Origin of the sequence: Ensifer sp. Root142 (assembly GCF_001426785.1) — a bacterium.
GTDB lineage: Bacteria > Pseudomonadota > Alphaproteobacteria > Rhizobiales > Rhizobiaceae > Ensifer > Ensifer canadensis.
The window spans coordinates 43,669-61,103 of sequence record NZ_LMFK01000010.1 but is presented as its reverse complement, the minus strand read 5'-3'; the positions used below and the strand labels follow the sequence as shown (position 1 = coordinate 61,103).

At 62.6% G+C, this 17,435-nt stretch carries 18 protein-coding genes; 10 read left to right on the top strand and 8 right to left on the bottom strand.

Annotated elements, in window-relative coordinates; all coding sequences use genetic code 11:
- Positions 1–117 precede the first annotated feature (117 nt).
- From ASD52_RS11400 to ASD52_RS11370, 7 genes are all read left to right on the top strand, one after another.
- Positions 118–1,836: an iron ABC transporter permease gene (locus ASD52_RS11400; protein ID WP_057224381.1), complete on the top strand. Its 1,719-nt coding sequence runs from the start codon at positions 118–120 to the stop codon at positions 1,834–1,836.
- Positions 1,829–2,908: an ABC transporter ATP-binding protein gene (locus tag ASD52_RS11395; RefSeq protein WP_057207613.1), complete on the top strand. Its 1,080-nt coding sequence runs from the start codon at positions 1,829–1,831 to the stop codon at positions 2,906–2,908. The genes ASD52_RS11400 and ASD52_RS11395 overlap by 8 nt, the downstream gene beginning before the upstream one ends.
- 22 nt (positions 2,909–2,930) lie before the next feature.
- Complete coding sequence (locus ASD52_RS11390) at positions 2,931–4,145, top strand: CoA transferase (RefSeq protein WP_057224379.1); 1,215 nt, start codon at positions 2,931–2,933, stop codon at positions 4,143–4,145.
- On the top strand, positions 4,142–4,990 hold the full coding sequence (locus tag ASD52_RS11385; RefSeq protein WP_025429508.1) for a CoA ester lyase: 849 nt from the start codon (positions 4,142–4,144) through the stop codon (positions 4,988–4,990). Before ASD52_RS11390 ends, ASD52_RS11385 begins: the two co-directional genes overlap by 4 nt.
- A 41-nt stretch (positions 4,991–5,031) precedes the next feature.
- On the top strand, positions 5,032–6,060 hold the full coding sequence (locus ASD52_RS11380) for a hydroxyacid dehydrogenase (protein WP_057224377.1): 1,029 nt from the start codon (positions 5,032–5,034) through the stop codon (positions 6,058–6,060).
- A gap of 119 nt (positions 6,061–6,179) precedes the next feature.
- Positions 6,180–6,857, top strand: a complete 678-nt coding sequence (locus ASD52_RS11375) for an RraA family protein (protein ID WP_057224375.1) — start codon at positions 6,180–6,182, stop codon at positions 6,855–6,857.
- 528 nt (positions 6,858–7,385) lie between these two features.
- Positions 7,386–8,237 (top strand): alpha/beta hydrolase, encoded by an 852-nt coding sequence (locus tag ASD52_RS11370; RefSeq protein ID WP_057224373.1) that lies wholly within the window; start codon positions 7,386–7,388, stop codon positions 8,235–8,237.
- A 226-nt stretch (positions 8,238–8,463) separates the two neighbouring features.
- Here ASD52_RS11370 and ASD52_RS11365 read toward each other — a convergent pair whose 3' ends face one another.
- Positions 8,464–8,673: a hypothetical protein gene (locus ASD52_RS11365; protein ID WP_025429512.1), complete on the bottom strand. Its 210-nt coding sequence runs from the start codon at positions 8,671–8,673 to the stop codon at positions 8,464–8,466.
- A 226-nt stretch (positions 8,674–8,899) separates the two neighbouring features.
- Here ASD52_RS11365 and ASD52_RS11360 point away from each other — a divergent pair, with 226 nt between their 5' ends.
- The gene (locus tag ASD52_RS11360; protein WP_057224371.1) at positions 8,900–9,280 is read left to right on the top strand and encodes a YciI family protein; all 381 of its coding nucleotides are present in this window, start codon (positions 8,900–8,902) and stop codon (positions 9,278–9,280) included.
- Positions 9,281–9,569: 289 nt separating this feature from the next.
- Here ASD52_RS11360 and ASD52_RS11355 read toward each other — a convergent pair whose 3' ends face one another.
- Together ASD52_RS11355 and ASD52_RS11350 are read right to left on the bottom strand one after the other, a co-directional pair.
- Positions 9,570–10,133 carry a GNAT family N-acetyltransferase gene (locus ASD52_RS11355; RefSeq protein ID WP_063991832.1) on the bottom strand — a complete coding sequence of 188 codons (564 nt, stop codon included), beginning with the start codon at positions 10,131–10,133 and terminating at the stop codon, positions 9,570–9,572.
- Between the two features lie 9 nt (positions 10,134–10,142).
- Positions 10,143–10,781 (bottom strand): FMN-binding negative transcriptional regulator, encoded by a 639-nt coding sequence (locus tag ASD52_RS11350; protein ID WP_057213140.1) that lies wholly within the window; start codon positions 10,779–10,781, stop codon positions 10,143–10,145.
- A 74-nt stretch (positions 10,782–10,855) separates the two neighbouring features.
- On the opposite strand from ASD52_RS11350, the gene ASD52_RS11345 reads away from it, so the two are divergent.
- Positions 10,856–12,334 (top strand): PLP-dependent aminotransferase family protein, encoded by a 1,479-nt coding sequence (locus ASD52_RS11345; protein WP_057224370.1) that lies wholly within the window; start codon positions 10,856–10,858, stop codon positions 12,332–12,334.
- A gap of 13 nt (positions 12,335–12,347) precedes the next feature.
- Here ASD52_RS11345 and ASD52_RS11340 read toward each other — a convergent pair whose 3' ends face one another.
- From ASD52_RS11340 to minC, 4 genes are all read right to left on the bottom strand, one after another.
- On the bottom strand, positions 12,348–13,448 hold the full coding sequence (locus ASD52_RS11340) for an NAD(P)/FAD-dependent oxidoreductase (protein ID WP_057224368.1): 1,101 nt from the start codon (positions 13,446–13,448) through the stop codon (positions 12,348–12,350).
- Between the two features lie 159 nt (positions 13,449–13,607).
- Positions 13,608–13,871, bottom strand: coding sequence for a cell division topological specificity factor MinE (gene minE, locus ASD52_RS11335; RefSeq protein ID WP_025429518.1), 264 nt, complete (start codon positions 13,869–13,871; stop codon positions 13,608–13,610).
- Complete coding sequence (gene minD, locus ASD52_RS11330; protein WP_025429519.1) at positions 13,868–14,683, bottom strand: septum site-determining protein MinD; 816 nt, start codon at positions 14,681–14,683, stop codon at positions 13,868–13,870. The genes minE and minD overlap by 4 nt, the downstream gene beginning before the upstream one ends.
- A gap of 31 nt (positions 14,684–14,714) precedes the next feature.
- Positions 14,715–15,458, bottom strand: a complete 744-nt coding sequence (gene minC, locus ASD52_RS11325; protein WP_057207625.1) for a septum site-determining protein MinC — start codon at positions 15,456–15,458, stop codon at positions 14,715–14,717.
- Positions 15,459–15,695: 237 nt separating this feature from the next.
- Between minC and ASD52_RS11320 the strand changes: the two genes are divergently transcribed.
- On the top strand, positions 15,696–15,983 hold the full coding sequence (locus tag ASD52_RS11320; RefSeq protein ID WP_057213134.1) for a barstar family protein: 288 nt from the start codon (positions 15,696–15,698) through the stop codon (positions 15,981–15,983).
- A 47-nt stretch (positions 15,984–16,030) separates the two neighbouring features.
- Here ASD52_RS11320 and ASD52_RS11315 read toward each other — a convergent pair whose 3' ends face one another.
- A complete protein-coding gene (locus ASD52_RS11315; protein ID WP_057224366.1) occupies positions 16,031–17,341 on the bottom strand; it encodes an MFS transporter in 1,311 nt (436 codons plus the stop codon).
- Positions 17,342–17,435 lie beyond the last annotated feature (94 nt).

The window sequence follows — 17,435 nt, the reverse complement described above, 5'->3', positions numbered from 1 at the left end:
CTCAGCAACCGTCGGCCGCGATACGGTCGGCCGGCGGTTCCTCTGCCCTCATTTTCAACTCTACGAAGCCTGACGACCGTCTTTCGCGTTCGCGGACGGCTTTCGAGGACTATTGCCATGACCGAGCTCACAGCAGGGTCGGCACCGAGCGCCACGCGTGACCGGTCGACCATCACCTTCTGGGCCGTAAGCATCTTGACCACGATCCTGGTGATCGGGCCGATTGCGCCCATTATTCTCCAGGCCTTTCTCGACCGGCCGCTCTACAAGCCCGACGCCGTCGTCACCGCCGGCAACTTCGTTCGCCTGTTCACCGAGGCGGGCATGGGCAAGATCGTGCTCAACACGCTGTTCTTCGCCGTCGTCACGATGGTCGTTGCCCAGCTGTTCGGCTCGGTTATGGCCGTCATCGTCGGCCGCACCAATCTGCCCGGACGCAAATGGATCGGCGAGATCCTGATCTGGCCGCTTTTCGTCAGCAACCTCGTCATGGCCTTCGGCTGGTTCACCATGTACGGACCGTCGGGCTATATCACTCTCGCCTTCAAGGCGAGCACCGGACTCAGCCCGTGGAACCTCTACAGCCTGACCGGCATGAGCATCGTTGCGGGCTTGAGCCAGGCGCCGCTCGCTTACCTCATGTGCATCGGCGCCGTCACCAAGGCCGACGCACAGCTGGAAGATGCCGCCCGCTCGGCCGGCGCCAGCCCGATGCGGGCGCTGATCAGCATCACCGTACCGATGATGCGGCCGGCAATGGTCTACTCCGCAGTCCTCAATTTCGTCATCGGCATCGAGATGCTGGCAATCCCGTTGGTTTTCGGCGGCCCGAGCGGCATCCACACGGTCACGACCTTCCTCTACGACCAGGGCATCAATGCCGCCGTGCAATCCGACTACGGTATCGTCGGTGCCGGCGCGGTCATGCTGCTTGTGATCGTCGGCCTGCTCGTCTGGCTGCAGGGCCGGTTGATGAAGGACAGCGGCCGCTTCGTCACCGTGCGCGGCAAGGCCTCCCGCCCCTCGCTCGTCGACCTCGGAAACTGGCGCTGGGTCGCATTCGCCGCCGTCGCGGCCTATGTGCTCTTCACCATCGTCACCGTCTTTGCGGGCATCTTCATGCGCGCCAGCGTCAGCTTCCTGACGCCGCTGGTCCCGTTCTGGAAGCTACTGACCCTTGCCAACTTCGAGCTGATCTTCAATCAGCCGGGATATGTCAGGGCGATCCTCAATTCCGTCGTCATCTCCTTCCTCGGCGGCATCATCGGCACCGCCTGCGTCGTGCTCATCGCGCTTGTCGCCAAGCGTTCCGAGTTCCGCTTCCGCCGCGCACTCGAATATGTCGCGCTGTTCCCGCGCTCGCTGCCCGGCATCATCGCCGGCCTCGGCTTCTTCTATGCCGTGGTCTGGGTCCCGGGCCTCGACATGATCCGCGGCACGATCTGGATCCTGATCGCCGCCTTTGTCATACGCTACATTCCGATCGGTTTCGGCGCGATCGCACCGGCGCTGTCGCAGATCGGCGAAGAGCTTGACCGCGCCTCGCGCATTTCCGGCGCCGACTGGTGGACGACGGTGACACGCATCGTCCTGCCGCTGCTGAAGCCCGCGCTGTTTTCAAGCTTCGCGCTGCTCTTCATCCACTTCTTCAAGGAGTATGTGACGGCAGTCTTCCTCTACCAGCCGGGGTCCGAAATCATCGGCTCGACCATGCTGCAGCTCTATGCCCAGGGCGACAACGGACCCGTCTCCGCCCTTGCCACCATCCAAGTCATCATCACGGCCTTGTTCGTCTTCATGGCGCGCCGTCTGCTGGGAGCCAAGATCTATGGCTGATCTCATCCTCGACAACCTCTCCATCAACTACGGCTCCTACAAGGCCGTCAGCGAAGTCTCGCTGACCATTCCGAAGGGCGAGTTCCTGACGCTGCTCGGCCCCTCCGGCTGCGGCAAGTCGACGACGCTTTTTGCAATTTCCGGACTGAACCACGCGACATCGGGCGCAATCCGCATGGGCGACCGCGTGCTCTTCGACGGCAAGACCAAAACGGTGGTGCCGCCGGAACAGCGCAACATCGGGCTCGTCTTTCAAAGCTACGCGCTTTGGCCGCATATGTCGGTGGCGGAAAACCTCGCCTTCCCGCTGAAACTGCGCAAGATCGGCCGCGCCGAGCAGGACAAGCGCATAAAGGAAGCGCTTGAACTGGTCGAGATGGCCAAATTCGCCGAGCGTTACCCCTTCGAGCTTTCCGGCGGCCAGCAGCAGCGCGTGGCGCTCGCGCGCGCACTCGTCTATCGACCGGGCCTGCTTTTGCTTGACGAACCGCTGTCCAACCTCGATGCGAAGCTGCGCGAGCGCGCCCGTGTCTGGTTGCGCGAGCTTCAGGAACGTCTCGGCGTCACGACCGTCTACGTGACCCACGATCAGGCGGAAGCGCTTGCGGTTTCCGACCGCATCGCGGTGATGGACACGGGGCGTATCCGCCAACTTGGCACCCCGAAGGAAATCTACGAGACGCCGGCCGATGCCTTCGTCGCCGACTTCATCGGCTCCTCGAACTTCCTGACAGGTACCGTGGTCGATCGCGCCGCCGGCATCGCCAATGTTCGCCTCGAAGACGGAACGATGATCAAGGCGAACACCGGCCGGAACGGTGCTGACGAAAAAGTCGTGATTGCCGTGCGTCCGGAGCGGCTGCAGATCGTCGGCAGCGCCGGTGAAAACGTCGTACAGGCAACCGTTCAGGGCGGCTCCTATCTCGGCTCCGTCTATCAGTACGAGCTGACAGGCGCCGGCAGCACCTTCCGCGTCCAGACCGCGCGCGAGGTCGCCGACAAGCATGTCTTCGTCTATGTGCCGCCGGAAGCCTCGACGCTGTTTGCCGCGCAATCCCGGCCGCAGGCCTGAGCCCTTAAACGCGGAGCACCTCATGACCAAGGAACCCAAAAGCTTCGACGCCGCCGCCAAAGGCCCGCTTGACGGCATTCGCGTCGTCGATCTGTCGCGGCTGGTCGCCGGCAACATGCTGTCGCTGCAACTCGGCGATTTCGGCGCCGACGTCATCAAGGTCGAGCCGCCGGTCGGCGATCCCTTGCGCGACTGGCGCGACGGCGGCAGCTCGCTCTACTGGAAGACCTATGGCCGCAACAAGCGCTCGGCCATGCTCAACCTTCGCGAACCGGCGGCGATGGACGCCATGCTCAAGCTGCTCGACACGGCCGATGTCTTCATCGAAAACTTCCGCCCAGGCACGCTCGAGGAGATGGGCATGGCGCCGGAGACGCTGCTTGCCCGCAATCCCGACCTGATCATCGTGCGCATTTCCGGCTTCGGTCAGACCGGTCCTTACGCCACCCTGCCGGGGTTCGGCACGCTGGTGGAAGCGATGAGCGGATTTGCCGCCCGCACCGGCTTTCCCGATCGGGAACCGGTACTGCCGCCGTTGGCACTCGCCGACATGATCGCCGGCATCTACGGATCTTCGGCTGTCAGCATGGCGCTGCTGGCGCGCCAGCGCGGCACGGCGCGCGGGCAGGTCATCGACCTGTCGCTGCTGGAGCCGATGTTCTCGGTGCTCGGACCGGAGGCCGCGATCTACAAGACGACCGGCAAGATCAAGGAACGGGTCGGCAGTGGCTCCAACACGACATCGCCACGCAACGTCTATCGATGCGCCGACGGCAAATACGTCGCGCTGTCCGGCTCCACCCAGGCGGTTGCCAAACGTATCTTCGAGATCATCGGCCGTCCCGAAATGATCACCGATCCGCGCTTTGCCACCAATACCGACCGGGTCCGCAACCGGCCGCTGGTCGACGAGGCCGTCAGTGCCTGGTTTGCGACGAGGGAGCGCGACGACGCACTCGACGTCATGCGCCGGGCCGGTGCAACGGTCGGGCCGGTCTACAACATCGCCGATGCCTTTAGCGACGCGCATTTCATCGAGCGCGAGGTTTTTACCGAAGTGGAGGATCGTGAGCACGGGTCGCTGCCCATGCACAACATCCTGCCGCGGATGTCGGCGACCCCCGGCGTTTGGCGCAACCCGGCACCGGCGCTTGGCGAAAACACCCGCGACGTCCTCAACGAAGTCGGCCTGTCGACCGACGAAATCGACCTGATCATGGGGGGAAGAACCGAATGATGCTGCGCTCGCTACTTTATGTTCCCGGCAGTTCGCCCCGCTTTCTAGAAAAGGCCCACGAACGCGGCGCCGATGCCATTATCATCGACCTCGAGGACGCGGTCGCCGCCAACGAGAAGGACGCGGCAAGGGTCGCTCTTGCTCGAACCGTGCCGATGGTTGGCCAGCGCGGCGCTGCGGTGATCGTGCGGATCAACACCCATGACGAAACGACGATGCTGGCCGACGCCAGTGCGGCCTGCGAGGCCGGCGCACTGGCGCTCTACATTCCCAAGGTGTCTTCGCCTGAAGTCCTGCATCAACTCGATCGGCACCTGGAGCCGCTGGAATCGGCCGCGAACCGGCCGCCGATGCGGTTTGCGCCGCTGATCGAAGATCCCGCGGGATTGCTCAACGCCACGTCGATCGCCACAGGCCCGCGGGTCTTCGCCTTGTCGGCTGGTGGCGAGGACCTTGCGACATCCATGGGCGCCCAGCCGACGCCTGAGGTTTTGCGCATACCGAAGCTGATGATCCACTACGCCGCGAAGGCCGCTGGCGTCCTCTCCTTCGGGCTGCTGCGCAGCACGGCCGACTATGCCGACAAGGAGGGATTGGCTGCAGCCATAAGGGAAGCCAAGGACTTCGGTTTCGACGGCGCCACCTGCATTCACCCGAGCGTGATCTCGCTGCTGAATGACGGCTTCTCGCCTTCCGCGGAAGAGCTCGACCGCGCCCGACGGCTGATTGCCGCCGCCGATGCCGCCGCACTGGCCGGGATCGGTGCCTTCACCTTCGAGGGCAAATTCGTCGACCTGCCGATCGTCACGCGCGCCCGCGGATTGCTGGCGCGCACCACGGGCTGATCCAACCGCCCGGCGACCCCGCATCTATCCTGGAGAACAGAGTGTCCGACTTTCCAGCTGCCGAGAACCATACAAACCGCAAATGGCGCGTCCTTGTAACCCACAACAGGATTGCCGAGAGCGCCGTCGCGCTGCTCAACGCCCATGACTGCGATGTCTTCTTTTCTCCACCCTATGACGCCTCGGATGTCGTCGCCGCACGCGCCGCCGATCTCGGCGTCGACGCGATCATGGTGCGGCAGGGCCAGATCAACGAGGCTGTCATTGCCGCGTCGCCGAAGCTGAAGGTCATCGTCAAACATGGCGTCGGCGTCGACAATGTCGATATCCAGGCCGCCGCCGATCGCGGCATACCCGTGTTGCGCTCGATGGGCTCGAACGCGCGCGCAGTCGCCGAACACACGATCGCGCTTTCGCTGGCGCTGATCAAGGAGATCGCACCGCTGACCGCGGCGGTCAGAGGCGGCCAATGGCCGAAACCGACCTTCATGGGGCGCGACATCGCCGGCACCCTCATGGGCCTCATCGGCTATGGCTCGATCGGCCGCGAGACAGCGGCCATGGCGCACGCACTCGGCATGGACGTCATCGTCTACGATCCGCATGCCGCAGCGGCACTCGCTCAGGGGAACATAACCGCCATCGACGACGTCGACGAGCTTGTCGCCCGCGCCGACATCGTCAGCCTGCATTGCCCTTTGACGGCGGAGACTCGCCACCTGATCGATGCCCGTCGCCTGGCGCTGATGAAGCCGACGTCCTTCATCGTCAACACCGCCCGCGGCGGCATCATCGACGAGGCGGCGCTCGCCGTCGCCCTGCGCGACAGGCGTATAGCGGGTGCCGCGCTCGACAGCTTCGCAGCCGAACCGCCGGCTGCCGACAACCCGCTCTGGGCCTCGCCGCTGGTGCTGGCGACGCCCCACATCGGTGGCGTCACCCACGGCTCATCGAAAGCGATGGCCGAAATTGCCGCGCGCCACATCATCAGCGTCCTCAACGGCCAAGCGCCAGATGCCTTCAGCCTTGCGGCTCCGCAGAGCCTCGGCCTGCGCAAGGCGACCGCCTGAAGCTTTCCCGGGAAACGCGAGGCGGATTTCCGCCGGGAAATGCATGAAAACAACGAGATAGAGCGTTTCTACGACCCACCTAAACCGGAAACGCTCGAGAGTTCCAGAAGGAAGACCACATGCCCATCGGTTTCAGAGTAAAGAACAGCATGAAGCGTATCGACGCTTCCTATGTCGAGGCCTTCCGCGTCCTGCCCGTCGCCAACGTGTCCGACAGCATGTCGCGGCTTGTCGCCGGCGGTGATCGGCTACGCCCGATGCATAGCGGCGGCGTGCTCGCCGGCCCGGCGCTGACGGTCAAGACCTGCCCGGGCGACAACCTGATGCTGCACAAGGCAATCGACATGGCGGCACCGGGCGACATCGTCGTCGTCGATGCCGGCGGCGACACGACCAATGCGCTGATGGGCGAACTGATGCTGGCGCATGCGGTCAAGCGCGGCGTTGCCGGCTTCGTCCTCAACGGCGCAATCCGCGACGCCGAAGCCATCCGCGCCCAGCCGCTGCCGCTCTATGCGCTTGGCGTCACCCATCGCGGCCCTTATCGTACGGGACCGGGCGAGATCGGCTTCCAGATTTCCATCGCCGGAATGGTCATCAATCCGGGCGACCTGATGCTCGGCGACATCGATGGTATCGTCTGCGTGCCGAAGGCGGATGCCGAAGCGGTCCTCAAGGCAACCCGGGCCAAACAGGATGCCGAGGCCAAGCAGATGGCGGCGACGCTTTCTGGAACGATGGACAGGTCCTGGGTGGACCGGGAACTCGAGCGGCTGGGCTGCGCCCTGGTCGACTAGCCTGCTCGATCAAAAGGCGCGGACCAAACACGACCGGGTTCCCCACCCGGTCGTTTTACGACGATAACTGCCCGACCGTTTCAACAACGCAGTGATCGACGTGGCCGCCAGCCGGTTGTCGGCCAAGCGCCCCGTTACGCGGCGTCTGCGACGCCCGTGCCTTCCGCCATCAGAGCCTCGTGGACCCGCCGGTCTAGACGCGACCTAACAAAAGCTGCGCGACTTACAGCGCTCTGGCACGAACGCCCCTATTTTGGCCAGTTCCTCTCTCGAGCGAGAAGGTCGGGAGCCGTAGTGTCTGCCCATGCCGACGTTAGATGTCGCGAGGGAGCCGACGATGAAAAGCACGCTGTTTCCTTAAATCCCATTCGATTTAAGGATGAAAGCATGCAGCAATTCAAAGTGCTACAGCGACCTTTGCGCGTCTAATATGCCGCGCGGCGCTGTAGATACCTACATCGCCGACGCCAGTTTCTGCTCGTGGCAGCAGCCCTGGCCGCCACTGGTGCAACAGCGAGGAGCAGGGCCATGGCCGAGGAAACGTCCAAGAATGTCGTAGGCGGCAACGGCGTCACCATCGCCACGGGGACCTTTGGCGATCCCTTAGCGCCGCCGGTGCTTTTGATCATGGGTGCGATGACCTCGATGATGTGGTGGCCCGACGAATTCTGCCGCAAGCTGGCGGCAAGCGGGCGCTATGTCATCCGCTACGACAACCGCGATACGGGGCTTTCCACCAAATATGCCCCCGGCAATCCTCCCTATTCGATGGAGGACATGGCCGGTGATGCAGTTGCCGTGCTCGACGCCTATGGCATTGCATCGGCTCACCTCGTCGGCATGTCGCTCGGCGGCATGATCGCTCAGATCCTGGCGTTGTCCGCTCCGGAACGGGTGTCGTCGCTGACGCTTGTCAGCACTACGCCAATGGGACTCGAGCTTGAGCTTCCACCGATAAACGCTGACTATATGGAACACGTCGCTGCGGCCGAAAGCGTTGACTGGTCGGATCGGACACAAGTGATCGATTTCATGACGAAGGACGCCCGCATGGTCGCGAGCACAGCCCACCCCCATGACGCGAACCGGATCCGTGCCTTCATCGAGCGGGATCATGATCGCTCGGGCGGCCTACTCTCCGCCACGAACCACTTCATGCTTCAGGGCGGCGACACTGTCAAAGGCAAGCTCAAATCGCTCGAAGCGCCGCTGCTGGTAATCCATGGCACCACCGACCCGATCTTCTCGGTCGAGCATGGGATGGCCATTGCCGAAGTTGTGGCCGGCTCCGAATATCTTCCGATCGCCGGCGGCGGGCATGAACTTCACAGGGCCGATTGGGGTATCATCATCCCGGCCATTGTCAGACACACGGACTAAAGCCAGGAAAAGTGCGAGGCGGTTTTCCTGGAAATGTGCAAAAACAAAGAGATAGAGCGTTTCTGCTACCTCGTCGAAACCAGATGCGCTCTCGGTGAAGGCAGTATCCCGCCTGCACAATATGGGTCGAAAGTACGCAGCGCCGACAACGTGCTGCGTGCTCTCGCCGTTTGGCGATGAGACAGCGAGGCGCCTGCGCCAACATCAAGGTCCGCGCTGATGAACGTCAGCGACAACGGGTTCGGTTGCGGGCAATATCTCGCCTGATTTCCTTGAGCGTGTGTCGCAACTCGGCAAGAGTGCCATCATCGCTGAGAGCGGTGCTGGTGCACTCGAGAAAATCGAGCTTGAGCTCCAGCTCGTCGTGTCGTTCGATCAATCCGGCCAGTATTCGAGACGTGCGCATGTCATACCCATCAAACGTCGGCGCCGTCATGGGCGGGCGCGGACGTCAAGATTGCTTCGCGGTCTCCGATACCCCTCCTGTGCGACAGTTTGTTGAAGCGTGAGCGCTTTCGCCTCGAACCGTTCCTTCAATTGAAACGTGCATGCCCATAGTCTGCGCGCCGATCCGGCCATATATTCCCGGCGGCGCTCACCCAAATACGTCCCGATGGTTACTGGCTGAGCGAAAACCGAAAACGCGCAAGGGAGATGTTTTGATGTATTACGCCATCCTCGCCTATCACGAAGAGGGAGTGGTCGAATCCTGGACCGAGGAGGAGGACGCGGCCCTGATGACCGACCTGCTCCAGGTCAATGACCGCCTCGTGCGGGAAAAATCCTTGGGCCCGGCGGCACGGCTTGGCCCCACCCAGCATGCAGTGACGCTGCGAGGCAAAGGCGAGGGCATTGTCATCGACGGCCCCTTTGCCGAAACCAAGGAACAATTGCTCGGTCTCTACGTCGTGGATTTTCCAACGCTTGAGGCAGCCGTGGCGGCAGCCCGTGATCTGCGCCGCGCCAACCCGACGGCCACCTATGAGATCCGGCCGATTTCGCTTTATCTCCCCGGCACGTCATTGGATTTCAAGGAAGAATAATAGTAAGCAATGCCTTACAATTAAAAATCGGGCTCGCCGATAGGGAGAGCCCGTTCTTCTTGCGTCTGCCGTTGCGACTTGTTCGAGGCTATGAAGCGCCAGCTGCGCACGATCAAACAGCGATGCGACGGTTGCCACAGCAGATGGTCACCTCGCCGATCGCTTCCAGACGAAACGCCCTTCCGGCCAGCGTCAGAAAAACCTTCTACGAGTGGAAATCCTCGGGGTTTGCGCTTGTTTGCACTGACTTTCGACGCCGGGAAAAGCCTGACCGCGGCAACGAAGCGGATCAAGCGACCTCAGCCCTGCCGGCGACGACACGGTTCCAATCGTCCTGCCGCAGCCGGAAGCACATCCACGGCGACGGCGTGCCCGAGAGGTCCAATATCGCGTCATAGACATGCGCCGCACCGAGCTTGGCAGTCGCCTTTCGCGAACGAATGTTTGTCGGCGCGATATGGAACCAGACTTCCGGATAGGTACCGAAGGCATGGCCGAGCATCAGCCGCTTCAGGTCGAAGTTGGTGCCGCCGCCCCAATAGGCGTTGTTGAGGAAAGTAAAACCGATCGAAATGCTGTCCGGCATGTCAGGAGCGACGTAGTAGCGGGAGCATCCGATGATCTTGTCGTTTTGCCGATCGATCGCCACGAGCGTCGTTTCGCTTGCAAGCAACAACGCGAAGTAGGGCTCGAAGTTCTCCCGCTTGTAGCGATCCGTTGCTGGATGCCCTGCCCAGACGTCGGGATGGCTTGCTGCGGAGTAAAGGCCCTCGAGGTCTTCCGGCCGCAGCGGCCTGAGGAAGATGGCCTCGCCGCTCAATGCCGGTTGTGGATCGAAATCAGACTTGAACATGCTCTTGTCTCATGATGATGATGATGGAACGGGGATCATGTCCGCAATTGCGCGGTCGAAATCGCGATGACTTTCCGAAAGGCCGTTCCTGACGCCCATCCTGTCCGGCTCTGGACGGTTCTGGCTCAGCTTGCGTTTGCCTGTCAGATGCGTGATCGGCATTCGAATACCGACGATGCCGCGCAATTGCGCTGCGATATAAGCCGCAGGCGCATCGCTGACGGCCCACGGCTTTGCGGCCGCCGCCTCGTGGAGATCAGTGAGCCGCTTGACGACATCGAGCAGCCGGGCCGGATCATCGAAGAACTCGACCGGGCCCTTTGCTTGAACAGCAGTGTAGTTCCATGTCGGAACCACCTTTCCATGCTCGGCCTTCGCTGCATACCAGGCCGGGGTGATGTAGGCGTCGGGACCCATGAAGACAGCGAGGCCATCGCCAATCATGGGCGTTTGCCACTGCGGATTGGGGCGGGCGAGGTGGGCATAAAGCGTACCCATTTCTCCCTCCTCAGCGTCGAGCAACATCGGCAGCGGTGTCGCCAAGGGACCTTGCGCCGTCGCGGTGATAAAATTGGCGATGCGGCATGCCCGCATCATCGCGTGTATTTCGCTGGTGTCGTCGACCACAAAAGCTGGCGGCGTGTACATGGAACTCTCCTTGAACTTCGCGCAGCATCGGCGTTAACTGGCACAAAATAAACGTCCAGTTTCGGAGCTTTTCATTGGGCCAGTTGAGCGGTGGGAGATCACAACGCACGGGCGCTGCCCGCCGCATTTACCTTGAGCTGCAAGAGCAGATTGGTGCTGGCGTCTATGCGCCCGGTGACAGGCTGCCATCGAGCCGTGCGCTCGCCGAGGAACTGGGCGTGTCGCGCACGACGGTCACGGCCGCTTTCGACCAGCTCGTCTCCGAGGGCTACGTGATCAGCCACCAGGGCTCGGCGTCGATCGTCTCGGATATGGCCGGGCCAGGAACGCGACACAGCCGACAGGCTGAGCATCGCCTGGAATGGCCGATGTCGGACTATGCTGCCCGGCTGATGGAGCTTCCGATCCACTATGCTGAGAGGCGGCCGGCACTGGAGTTCGATTTTCGCTATGGCGATATTGCCGCCGCCGACTTTCCGACGCTGCTGTGGCGGCGGGCGATGAATGCGGCGCTGCTGCGCCGCCGTGATAGCCTTTCCTACGAGCATCCGACCGGCTCCGCCGCCCTGAAACAACAACTTCAGGGCTATCTCTGGCGTGTGCGCGGCATCCGCTGCGACGCCGATCAGATCGTCGTCGTTTCCGGCTCGCAACAGGCGCTGGATCTCTGCGCCCGCGTTCTCGTCGATCGCGGCGACCGCGTCATTGTTGAGGAACCGTGTTATGCCATGGCGCGCAACGTCATGGTCGCCGCCGGCGCTGAAATCGTTGCCGCTCCCTGCGACCGTGCCGGCCTTGTCGTGGAGCACCTGCCGTCCCGTGGAAAATCAGCGCTCGCCTACGTGACGCCGAGCCACCAGTTTCCGCTCGGTGGCGTCCTGCCGCAGAGCCGGCGGGACGCGTTGCTCCAATGGGCCTATGCGGTCGGAGCCTATATCATCGAGGACGACTACGACGGCGAGTACCGCTATGACGTGAAGCCGATACCGCCGCTGTTTCAAGCGGATCGTGACCGGGTCATTTATGTCGGCACAGTCTCGAAGACGCTCTCGCCGGCCCTCAGGCTGGGCTATCTCGTGGTTCCCCGGCCGTTGATCGAGGTCTTCACGCGATGCAAGCAGATCGCCGACCGGCATAGCCCGAGCCTTGAGCAGGAGGCGCTCGCAATCCTACTGGAAGCAGGCTCATACGAACGGCATGTCCGTAGGATGCGCCGGTCCAATGCCGAGCGTCGCGCCGCCCTGATCTCGGCACTGACATCATGCTTTGGCGAACAGTTAGAGATCGTCGGCACATCGGCCGGGCTGCATGTCGTCGTCTGGTTCCGTGAGATCAGCGCACAGCATGAGACGCGGCTGATCGAAACCGCGGGGGCTGCCGGGATTGGCATCTACCCCGTGTCGCCGCTCTATCTCGAACGCAAACCGGACCGGGCCGGCATGGTGCTCGGCTATGCCTCGCTGACACCGGACGAATTGCGCCGGGGAACGGAAAAGCTGGCATCCGTCGTTTACGGATTAGGCGAGCTGTCCTGCGGCCCAAACGACGGTTGAGTTGCCCACAGGCCTAGATTTCTGCCACCAGCTTCGCCAGCGCTAGGGATGCGGTGAGGCCGGGCGACTCGATGCCGAACAGATTGATCAGTCCGGGCACGGCGTGCACGCTTGGTCCTTGCACGACGAAGTCCTGGCTTGCCACCTCCGGCGGCACGATCTTTGGCCGGATACCGGAATAGGCCGACACGAGCGCGCCGTCCTTCAGGCCAGGAAAATAGCGGCGAACACCGGCGTAGAATGATGCGGCCTTCGCCGGATCGACGTCATAGCTCAATGTATCGACCCACTCGATATCGGGGCCGAAACGGGCCTGGCCGGCCATATCGATGGTTAGATGGATGCCGAGTCCACCCTTGACCGGCACGGGATAGATTAACCGTGAGAACGGCGCCCTGCCGACATGGGAGAAATAGTCGCCCTTGGCATAGTACTCTTTCGGCACGAGCCCGAGAGGCATGCCCTCAAGCTGGCGCGCCAGCATCGGTGCGCCGAGGCCGGCGGCGTTGACGAACAGCCGGCAGGCAAGGCTCATGGGTTCGGCGCCGCCGACGTCGATGACGATACCGCCATCGGTCACCTTGCCTCGCTCGACGGGGCTGTTGAGCGCCAAGACCGCGCCGGCATTCTCGGCATCGCCAAGCAGCGACATCATGTACGCGTGGCTGTCGATGATGCCGGTTACCGGCGACAGCAGCGCGCCGGTGGTGGCAAGCGCCGGTTCGAGGACGCGCGCATCCGCGGCCGAGATTTGCCGGAGATCCGGCACGCCATTTTGCGCCGCGCGCACCGCGATATCGGGGAGCTGCTCAAGCTCCAAGGCCGAGGTGGCCACGATCAGCTTTCCGCATTGCCGATGGGGGATGCCGCGTTCGCGGCAATAGGCATAGAGCAGGGCCCGGCCTTCGACGCACAAGCGCGCCATCAGGCTGCCCGCCGGATAGTAGATCCCGGCGTGGATCACTTCGCTGTTGCGCGACGACGTTACGCTGCCGATACGATCGGCCGCTTCGACGATGATCACCTCACGGCCGGCTTGAGCAAGCGCGCGAGCGACGGCCAACCCGATGACGCCGGCTCCCGCGACAATGCATTCCACTTGCTCATGGGACATAGCGGACCTCAACAGCGTCGCGCGTCAAATGGGACGCCAAGGGCGCTGCAAGACGATGCAGTAGCACAGCATGACGGGATACGTCAGGCAGCACAGGAACGGATGATCTGAACCATCGATATCCCCTGCTGCCTGACGTCATATGCTGCGGACCCGCTTTCAGGCTGCCCGTGCACCGGCGGCGAGCGGGATCTCGATGTCGACTTCCAGCGTCGTCACGTGTTCGCCGCGGTCCATCTTGACTGTGACCTTGTCGTCGTCGATCTGAACGTGCTTGGAGATGACCGCAAGAATCTCTTCCCGCAGCAGCGCAACGAGATCCGATTGGCCGACGGAGGCGCGCTCATGTGCCAGCAGGACCTGCAGGCGCTCACGCGCCGTCGGGGCCGAGCTCTGCTTTTTGAAGAAACTGAAAATGCTCATGCTGCCCTCCGTCCGAAGATCTTGCCAAACAGACCGCGTTTTTCACCCGGGATGGTCATCGGCACGGTTTCGCCTGCAAGCCGGCGAGCGGCGTCGAGATAGGCAAGCGCCGGCGCAGACTTGCTGTCGGCGAGCGTCACCGGGGCGCCGATGTTGGATGCCCTGAGCACGTCCATGCTCTCGGGAACGATGCCGAGCAGCGGAATCGACAGGATCTCCAGGACATCGTCGACCTTCAGCATGTCGCCACGTTCGGCGCGCAGCGCATCGTAGCGGGTCAGGAGCAGGTGCTTCTCGACCCGTTCTCCCCGCTCGGCCTTCTCTGTCTTGGCGTCGAGCAGGCCGATGATCCGGTCGGAGTCGCGAACCGAGGAAACTTCCGGATTGGTCACGATCACGGCCATGTCGGCATGGCGCATGGCAAGCGTTGCACCGCGCTCGATCCCGGCAGGGCTGTCGCAGATGATCCAGTCGAAATGCTTCTTCAGGTCGTTAATGACACGTTCCACGCCTTCCGGCGTCAGGCTGTCCTTGTCACGGGTCTGCGATGCCGGCAGCAGGAAGAGCGTCTCCAGGCGCTTGTCGCGGATCAGCGCCTGCGGCAGCTTGGCGTCACCCTGAATGACGTTGACCATGTCATAGACGACACGGCGCTCGGCACCCATGACGAGGTCGAGATTGCGCAGGCCGACATCGAAATCCACGACGACGGTCTTCTCGTTGCGCTGCGCGAGCGCTGCGCCGAGAGCAGCGGTCGACGTCGTCTTGCCGACGCCGCCTTTGCCCGATGTAACAACAACTACTTTCGCCATCTTCCGCTCCTGTTTCCTGGCCGGCACCGGCTCAGTTAAGTCTCTCTGCCATGATCGAGTCGTCTTCGAGCCAAAGCTGCACCGATTGTCCACGAAGCTCGGACGCCATGTCGTCGGCGGTCTTGTAGACACCGTCGATGGCCAGCAGTTCTGCCTCCAGCCGGCGGCAGAAGATCCGTGCCGAGGTGTTACCTACGGAACCCGCCAGCGCCCGCCCCCGGAGCGCTCCGTAAATATGGATCGAACCGCCGGCGATGATTTCGGCGCCGGATGCGACCGACCCGATCACGGTGACATCGCCTTCCGGAAAGATCACCGATTGTCCGGAACGAACCGGCTCCCTGACGATGATCGACGCGCTCGCTCTGGCCGCCGGCGTTTCCTGGCCGATGACGGAGACAGCCTCAGGTGCCTTCGGCTCACCGGCGATCAACTCGCCCGCTGCCGCCTCGAATTCCGGCGCCGGCCGCCCGCCTCTCATTGAGGGTGGCATGCCCGGCTCGAACAGCGAGGGACGTCCGCCCTCGATGCCCAGGACGCGGACGTTCCTGCTGGCGAGTTCTTCGAGCAGGCCCTTCAGCTGCGGCCGGTCGATTTCGAGGTCGACGATATCAAGCACTACCGGTCGGCCGAGAAAAAAACCCGCCGAGCGAGCGGCCAGATCGTCGAGCCGCGTCAGCCACGAATCGAGTGGAAGCTCGGGCGACAGCGCGAGGCTCAGGAACGAGCGGCCCTTGATACGGATCGAACGAGCGTCTGTTAGCACTTTGATCATCTTCGTTAATTTTTCGTTGCCGTGATCTAGGCGACGGATGGTTAACAATTGGTTAACAGGTGCCTGCCGCTTCTCGCAGGCGGGCTTTTCGAACGGCTTGCCTCGACACAACTTCGGCAAGCAGGAGCGTTGTACGCTTCATCGCGAATGATCTGCCATCGGGTGCACCACGGCCGATTGAACCGGGCACGCCGGTGCCCTATTGGTGCCGACGGCGGCTTCTCGAAAGCAGCATGAATGAAGCACTTTGTCATCGATTGTCAGGGGATTGCGACCGATGCGGATCTCTGGCGCCGCTACCTTGCCGTGACGAATCCTGCGGCTGGTCGAGACTTTGGCTGCAACCTCGACGCGTTCTGGGACGCGGTCGAGGGCGGCGGGCCGGGCTATCCCGGGCGATGCAAACTGACGTTCAAAAATGCAGCAACGCTCAGCCACATCAAGACCGGTAGTGGCGTATCCCTGTTGGATGCCTTGCAGAATATCGCGCGGGCCGCGACCGTCGTCGTGATTGAGTTCAAGTAGTCGAAATCATCAAAGGCGAGCACTGGAACAGTGCTGCATCTCACCTCTCACGCGAGACCCTTGTTGCGGGGTTCGGCATCGATCAGCGACACGCTCAGCGCCGCAAGCAGTAGCAGGCCCGAAATGACGCCGAGCGCGGTCGTGAAACTGGTCGCCATGATCGGGGCAACCATCGACGGCGCAAGCAACCCGCCGACACGGGCGATTGCGCCGGCCGTGCCCATGCCGCTTGCGCGCAGGCTCGTCGGATAGATTTCCGGCGTCAACGCATAGATCGCACCCCACGTGCCCAAAAGGGCAAAATTCATCAACAGCGTGGCCGCAACGACAAGCCCTATGCTCTGCCCAAGAGCATAGGCCAGGGAGCCGGCCGCGCTGAGGAGGAGAAAGCCGATCAATGTTGCCTTCCGCCCCCAGCGTTCCACGCCATAGGCAGCCAACGCGTAACCGGGCAACTGGGCCAGTGCCAGAACGACGAGAAAGACTTCGCCGCGTATGAAACCGAAGCCCTCGCCGGCAAGCTTGACCGGCAAGTAAACGAAGATGCCGTAGTAGGATATGGAAATGAGCAGCCACGCCGACATCAGAAAGATCGTCCGGCGGCGAAGCGCAGGCGATAGAAGTGCTGTGATCGATTTGCGCTCGGCAGCTTGAGGGACGATCGGCGGGATGGCGACATCCCGTCCGTTCAAATCAGCGATGCGCTGCAAGACGCTGCGGGCCTCGGTCGAATGTCCCTGCCGGTTCAGGTAAAAGGGCGATTCCGGGACGTAGAAGCGCAGGACGACACCGATCAACGCCGGAATGCCGGTGATGAAAAAGATGATCCGCCAAGCCTCGCTGCCATGACTGCCAGCCACAAGCGCCAGGATCGCCAGTGCAACGGTCCCAATGGCCCAGAACCCCTCCAACAGCACCAGCCAGCGCCCCCGTCGGTTGGCCGGCAGAAATTCAGCCATCATGGCGTAATCGACCGGCAGCGTGCCGCCAACCCCAAGCCCGGTGAGGAAACGGGCCACGAATAGCCAGGTAAGGTCGGGTGCAAAGGCCGACGCGATGCCGAAAATTGCGTCGATGATGATCGCGATGAACAGCACCGGTCGCCTGCCGATGCGATCGGCGAGCCGCCCGAAAACAAAGGCACCGACGAGCATGCCGAGAAAGAAGAACGTGCCCGACTGCAGAGCCTGCGGGATGGTGACGCCGAACGTCGCAGCAATTGACGGCGCGCTGAAACCGATTGCCAGCACCTGCATAGCATCTGCCGCCCAGACAAGGCCGAAGATGACGAAGAGGCGACGCTGGAACAGCCCGACGCCGGCGGCCTCGATGCCCTGTTCGATGCTGACTGACTGCATGGGAGGCCTTTGTGCTTATCGTTAATCGGTGGCGCGGCTGTTCGGGCGAGGATGCATCTGCGGTATCGCACCCGAGAGATGTCCGTCTTTCGTG

Excerpts from the sequence above, each read along its gene's own strand:
- ASD52_RS11385 (WP_025429508.1), top strand. The coding sequence starts at position 4,142 with ATGATGCTGCGCTCGCTACTTTATGTTCCCGGCAGTTCGCCCCGCTTT.
- ASD52_RS11360 (WP_057224371.1), top strand. The coding sequence starts at position 8,900 with ATGTATTACGCCATCCTCGCCTATCACGAAGAGGGAGTGGTCGAATCC.
- ASD52_RS11355 (WP_063991832.1), bottom strand. The coding sequence starts at position 10,133 with ATGTTCAAGTCTGATTTCGATCCACAACCGGCATTGAGCGGCGAGGCC.
- ASD52_RS11320 (WP_057213134.1), top strand. The coding sequence starts at position 15,696 with ATGAAGCACTTTGTCATCGATTGTCAGGGGATTGCGACCGATGCGGAT.
- ASD52_RS11370 (WP_057224373.1), top strand. The coding sequence starts at position 7,386 with ATGGCCGAGGAAACGTCCAAGAATGTCGTAGGCGGCAACGGCGTCACC.
- ASD52_RS11315 (WP_057224366.1), bottom strand. The coding sequence starts at position 17,341 with ATGCAGTCAGTCAGCATCGAACAGGGCATCGAGGCCGCCGGCGTCGGG.
- ASD52_RS11400 (WP_057224381.1), top strand. The coding sequence starts at position 118 with ATGACCGAGCTCACAGCAGGGTCGGCACCGAGCGCCACGCGTGACCGG.
- ASD52_RS11365 (WP_025429512.1), bottom strand. The coding sequence starts at position 8,673 with ATGACGGCGCCGACGTTTGATGGGTATGACATGCGCACGTCTCGAATA.
- minD (WP_025429519.1), bottom strand. The coding sequence starts at position 14,683 with ATGGCGAAAGTAGTTGTTGTTACATCGGGCAAAGGCGGCGTCGGCAAG.
- ASD52_RS11395 (WP_057207613.1), top strand. The coding sequence starts at position 1,829 with ATGGCTGATCTCATCCTCGACAACCTCTCCATCAACTACGGCTCCTAC.
- ASD52_RS11375 (WP_057224375.1), top strand. The coding sequence starts at position 6,180 with ATGCCCATCGGTTTCAGAGTAAAGAACAGCATGAAGCGTATCGACGCT.
- ASD52_RS11390 (WP_057224379.1), top strand. The coding sequence starts at position 2,931 with ATGACCAAGGAACCCAAAAGCTTCGACGCCGCCGCCAAAGGCCCGCTT.
- minE (WP_025429518.1), bottom strand. The coding sequence starts at position 13,871 with ATGAGCATTTTCAGTTTCTTCAAAAAGCAGAGCTCGGCCCCGACGGCG.
- minC (WP_057207625.1), bottom strand. The coding sequence starts at position 15,458 with ATGATCAAAGTGCTAACAGACGCTCGTTCGATCCGTATCAAGGGCCGC.
- ASD52_RS11340 (WP_057224368.1), bottom strand. The coding sequence starts at position 13,448 with ATGTCCCATGAGCAAGTGGAATGCATTGTCGCGGGAGCCGGCGTCATC.
- ASD52_RS11350 (WP_057213140.1), bottom strand. The coding sequence starts at position 10,781 with ATGTACACGCCGCCAGCTTTTGTGGTCGACGACACCAGCGAAATACAC.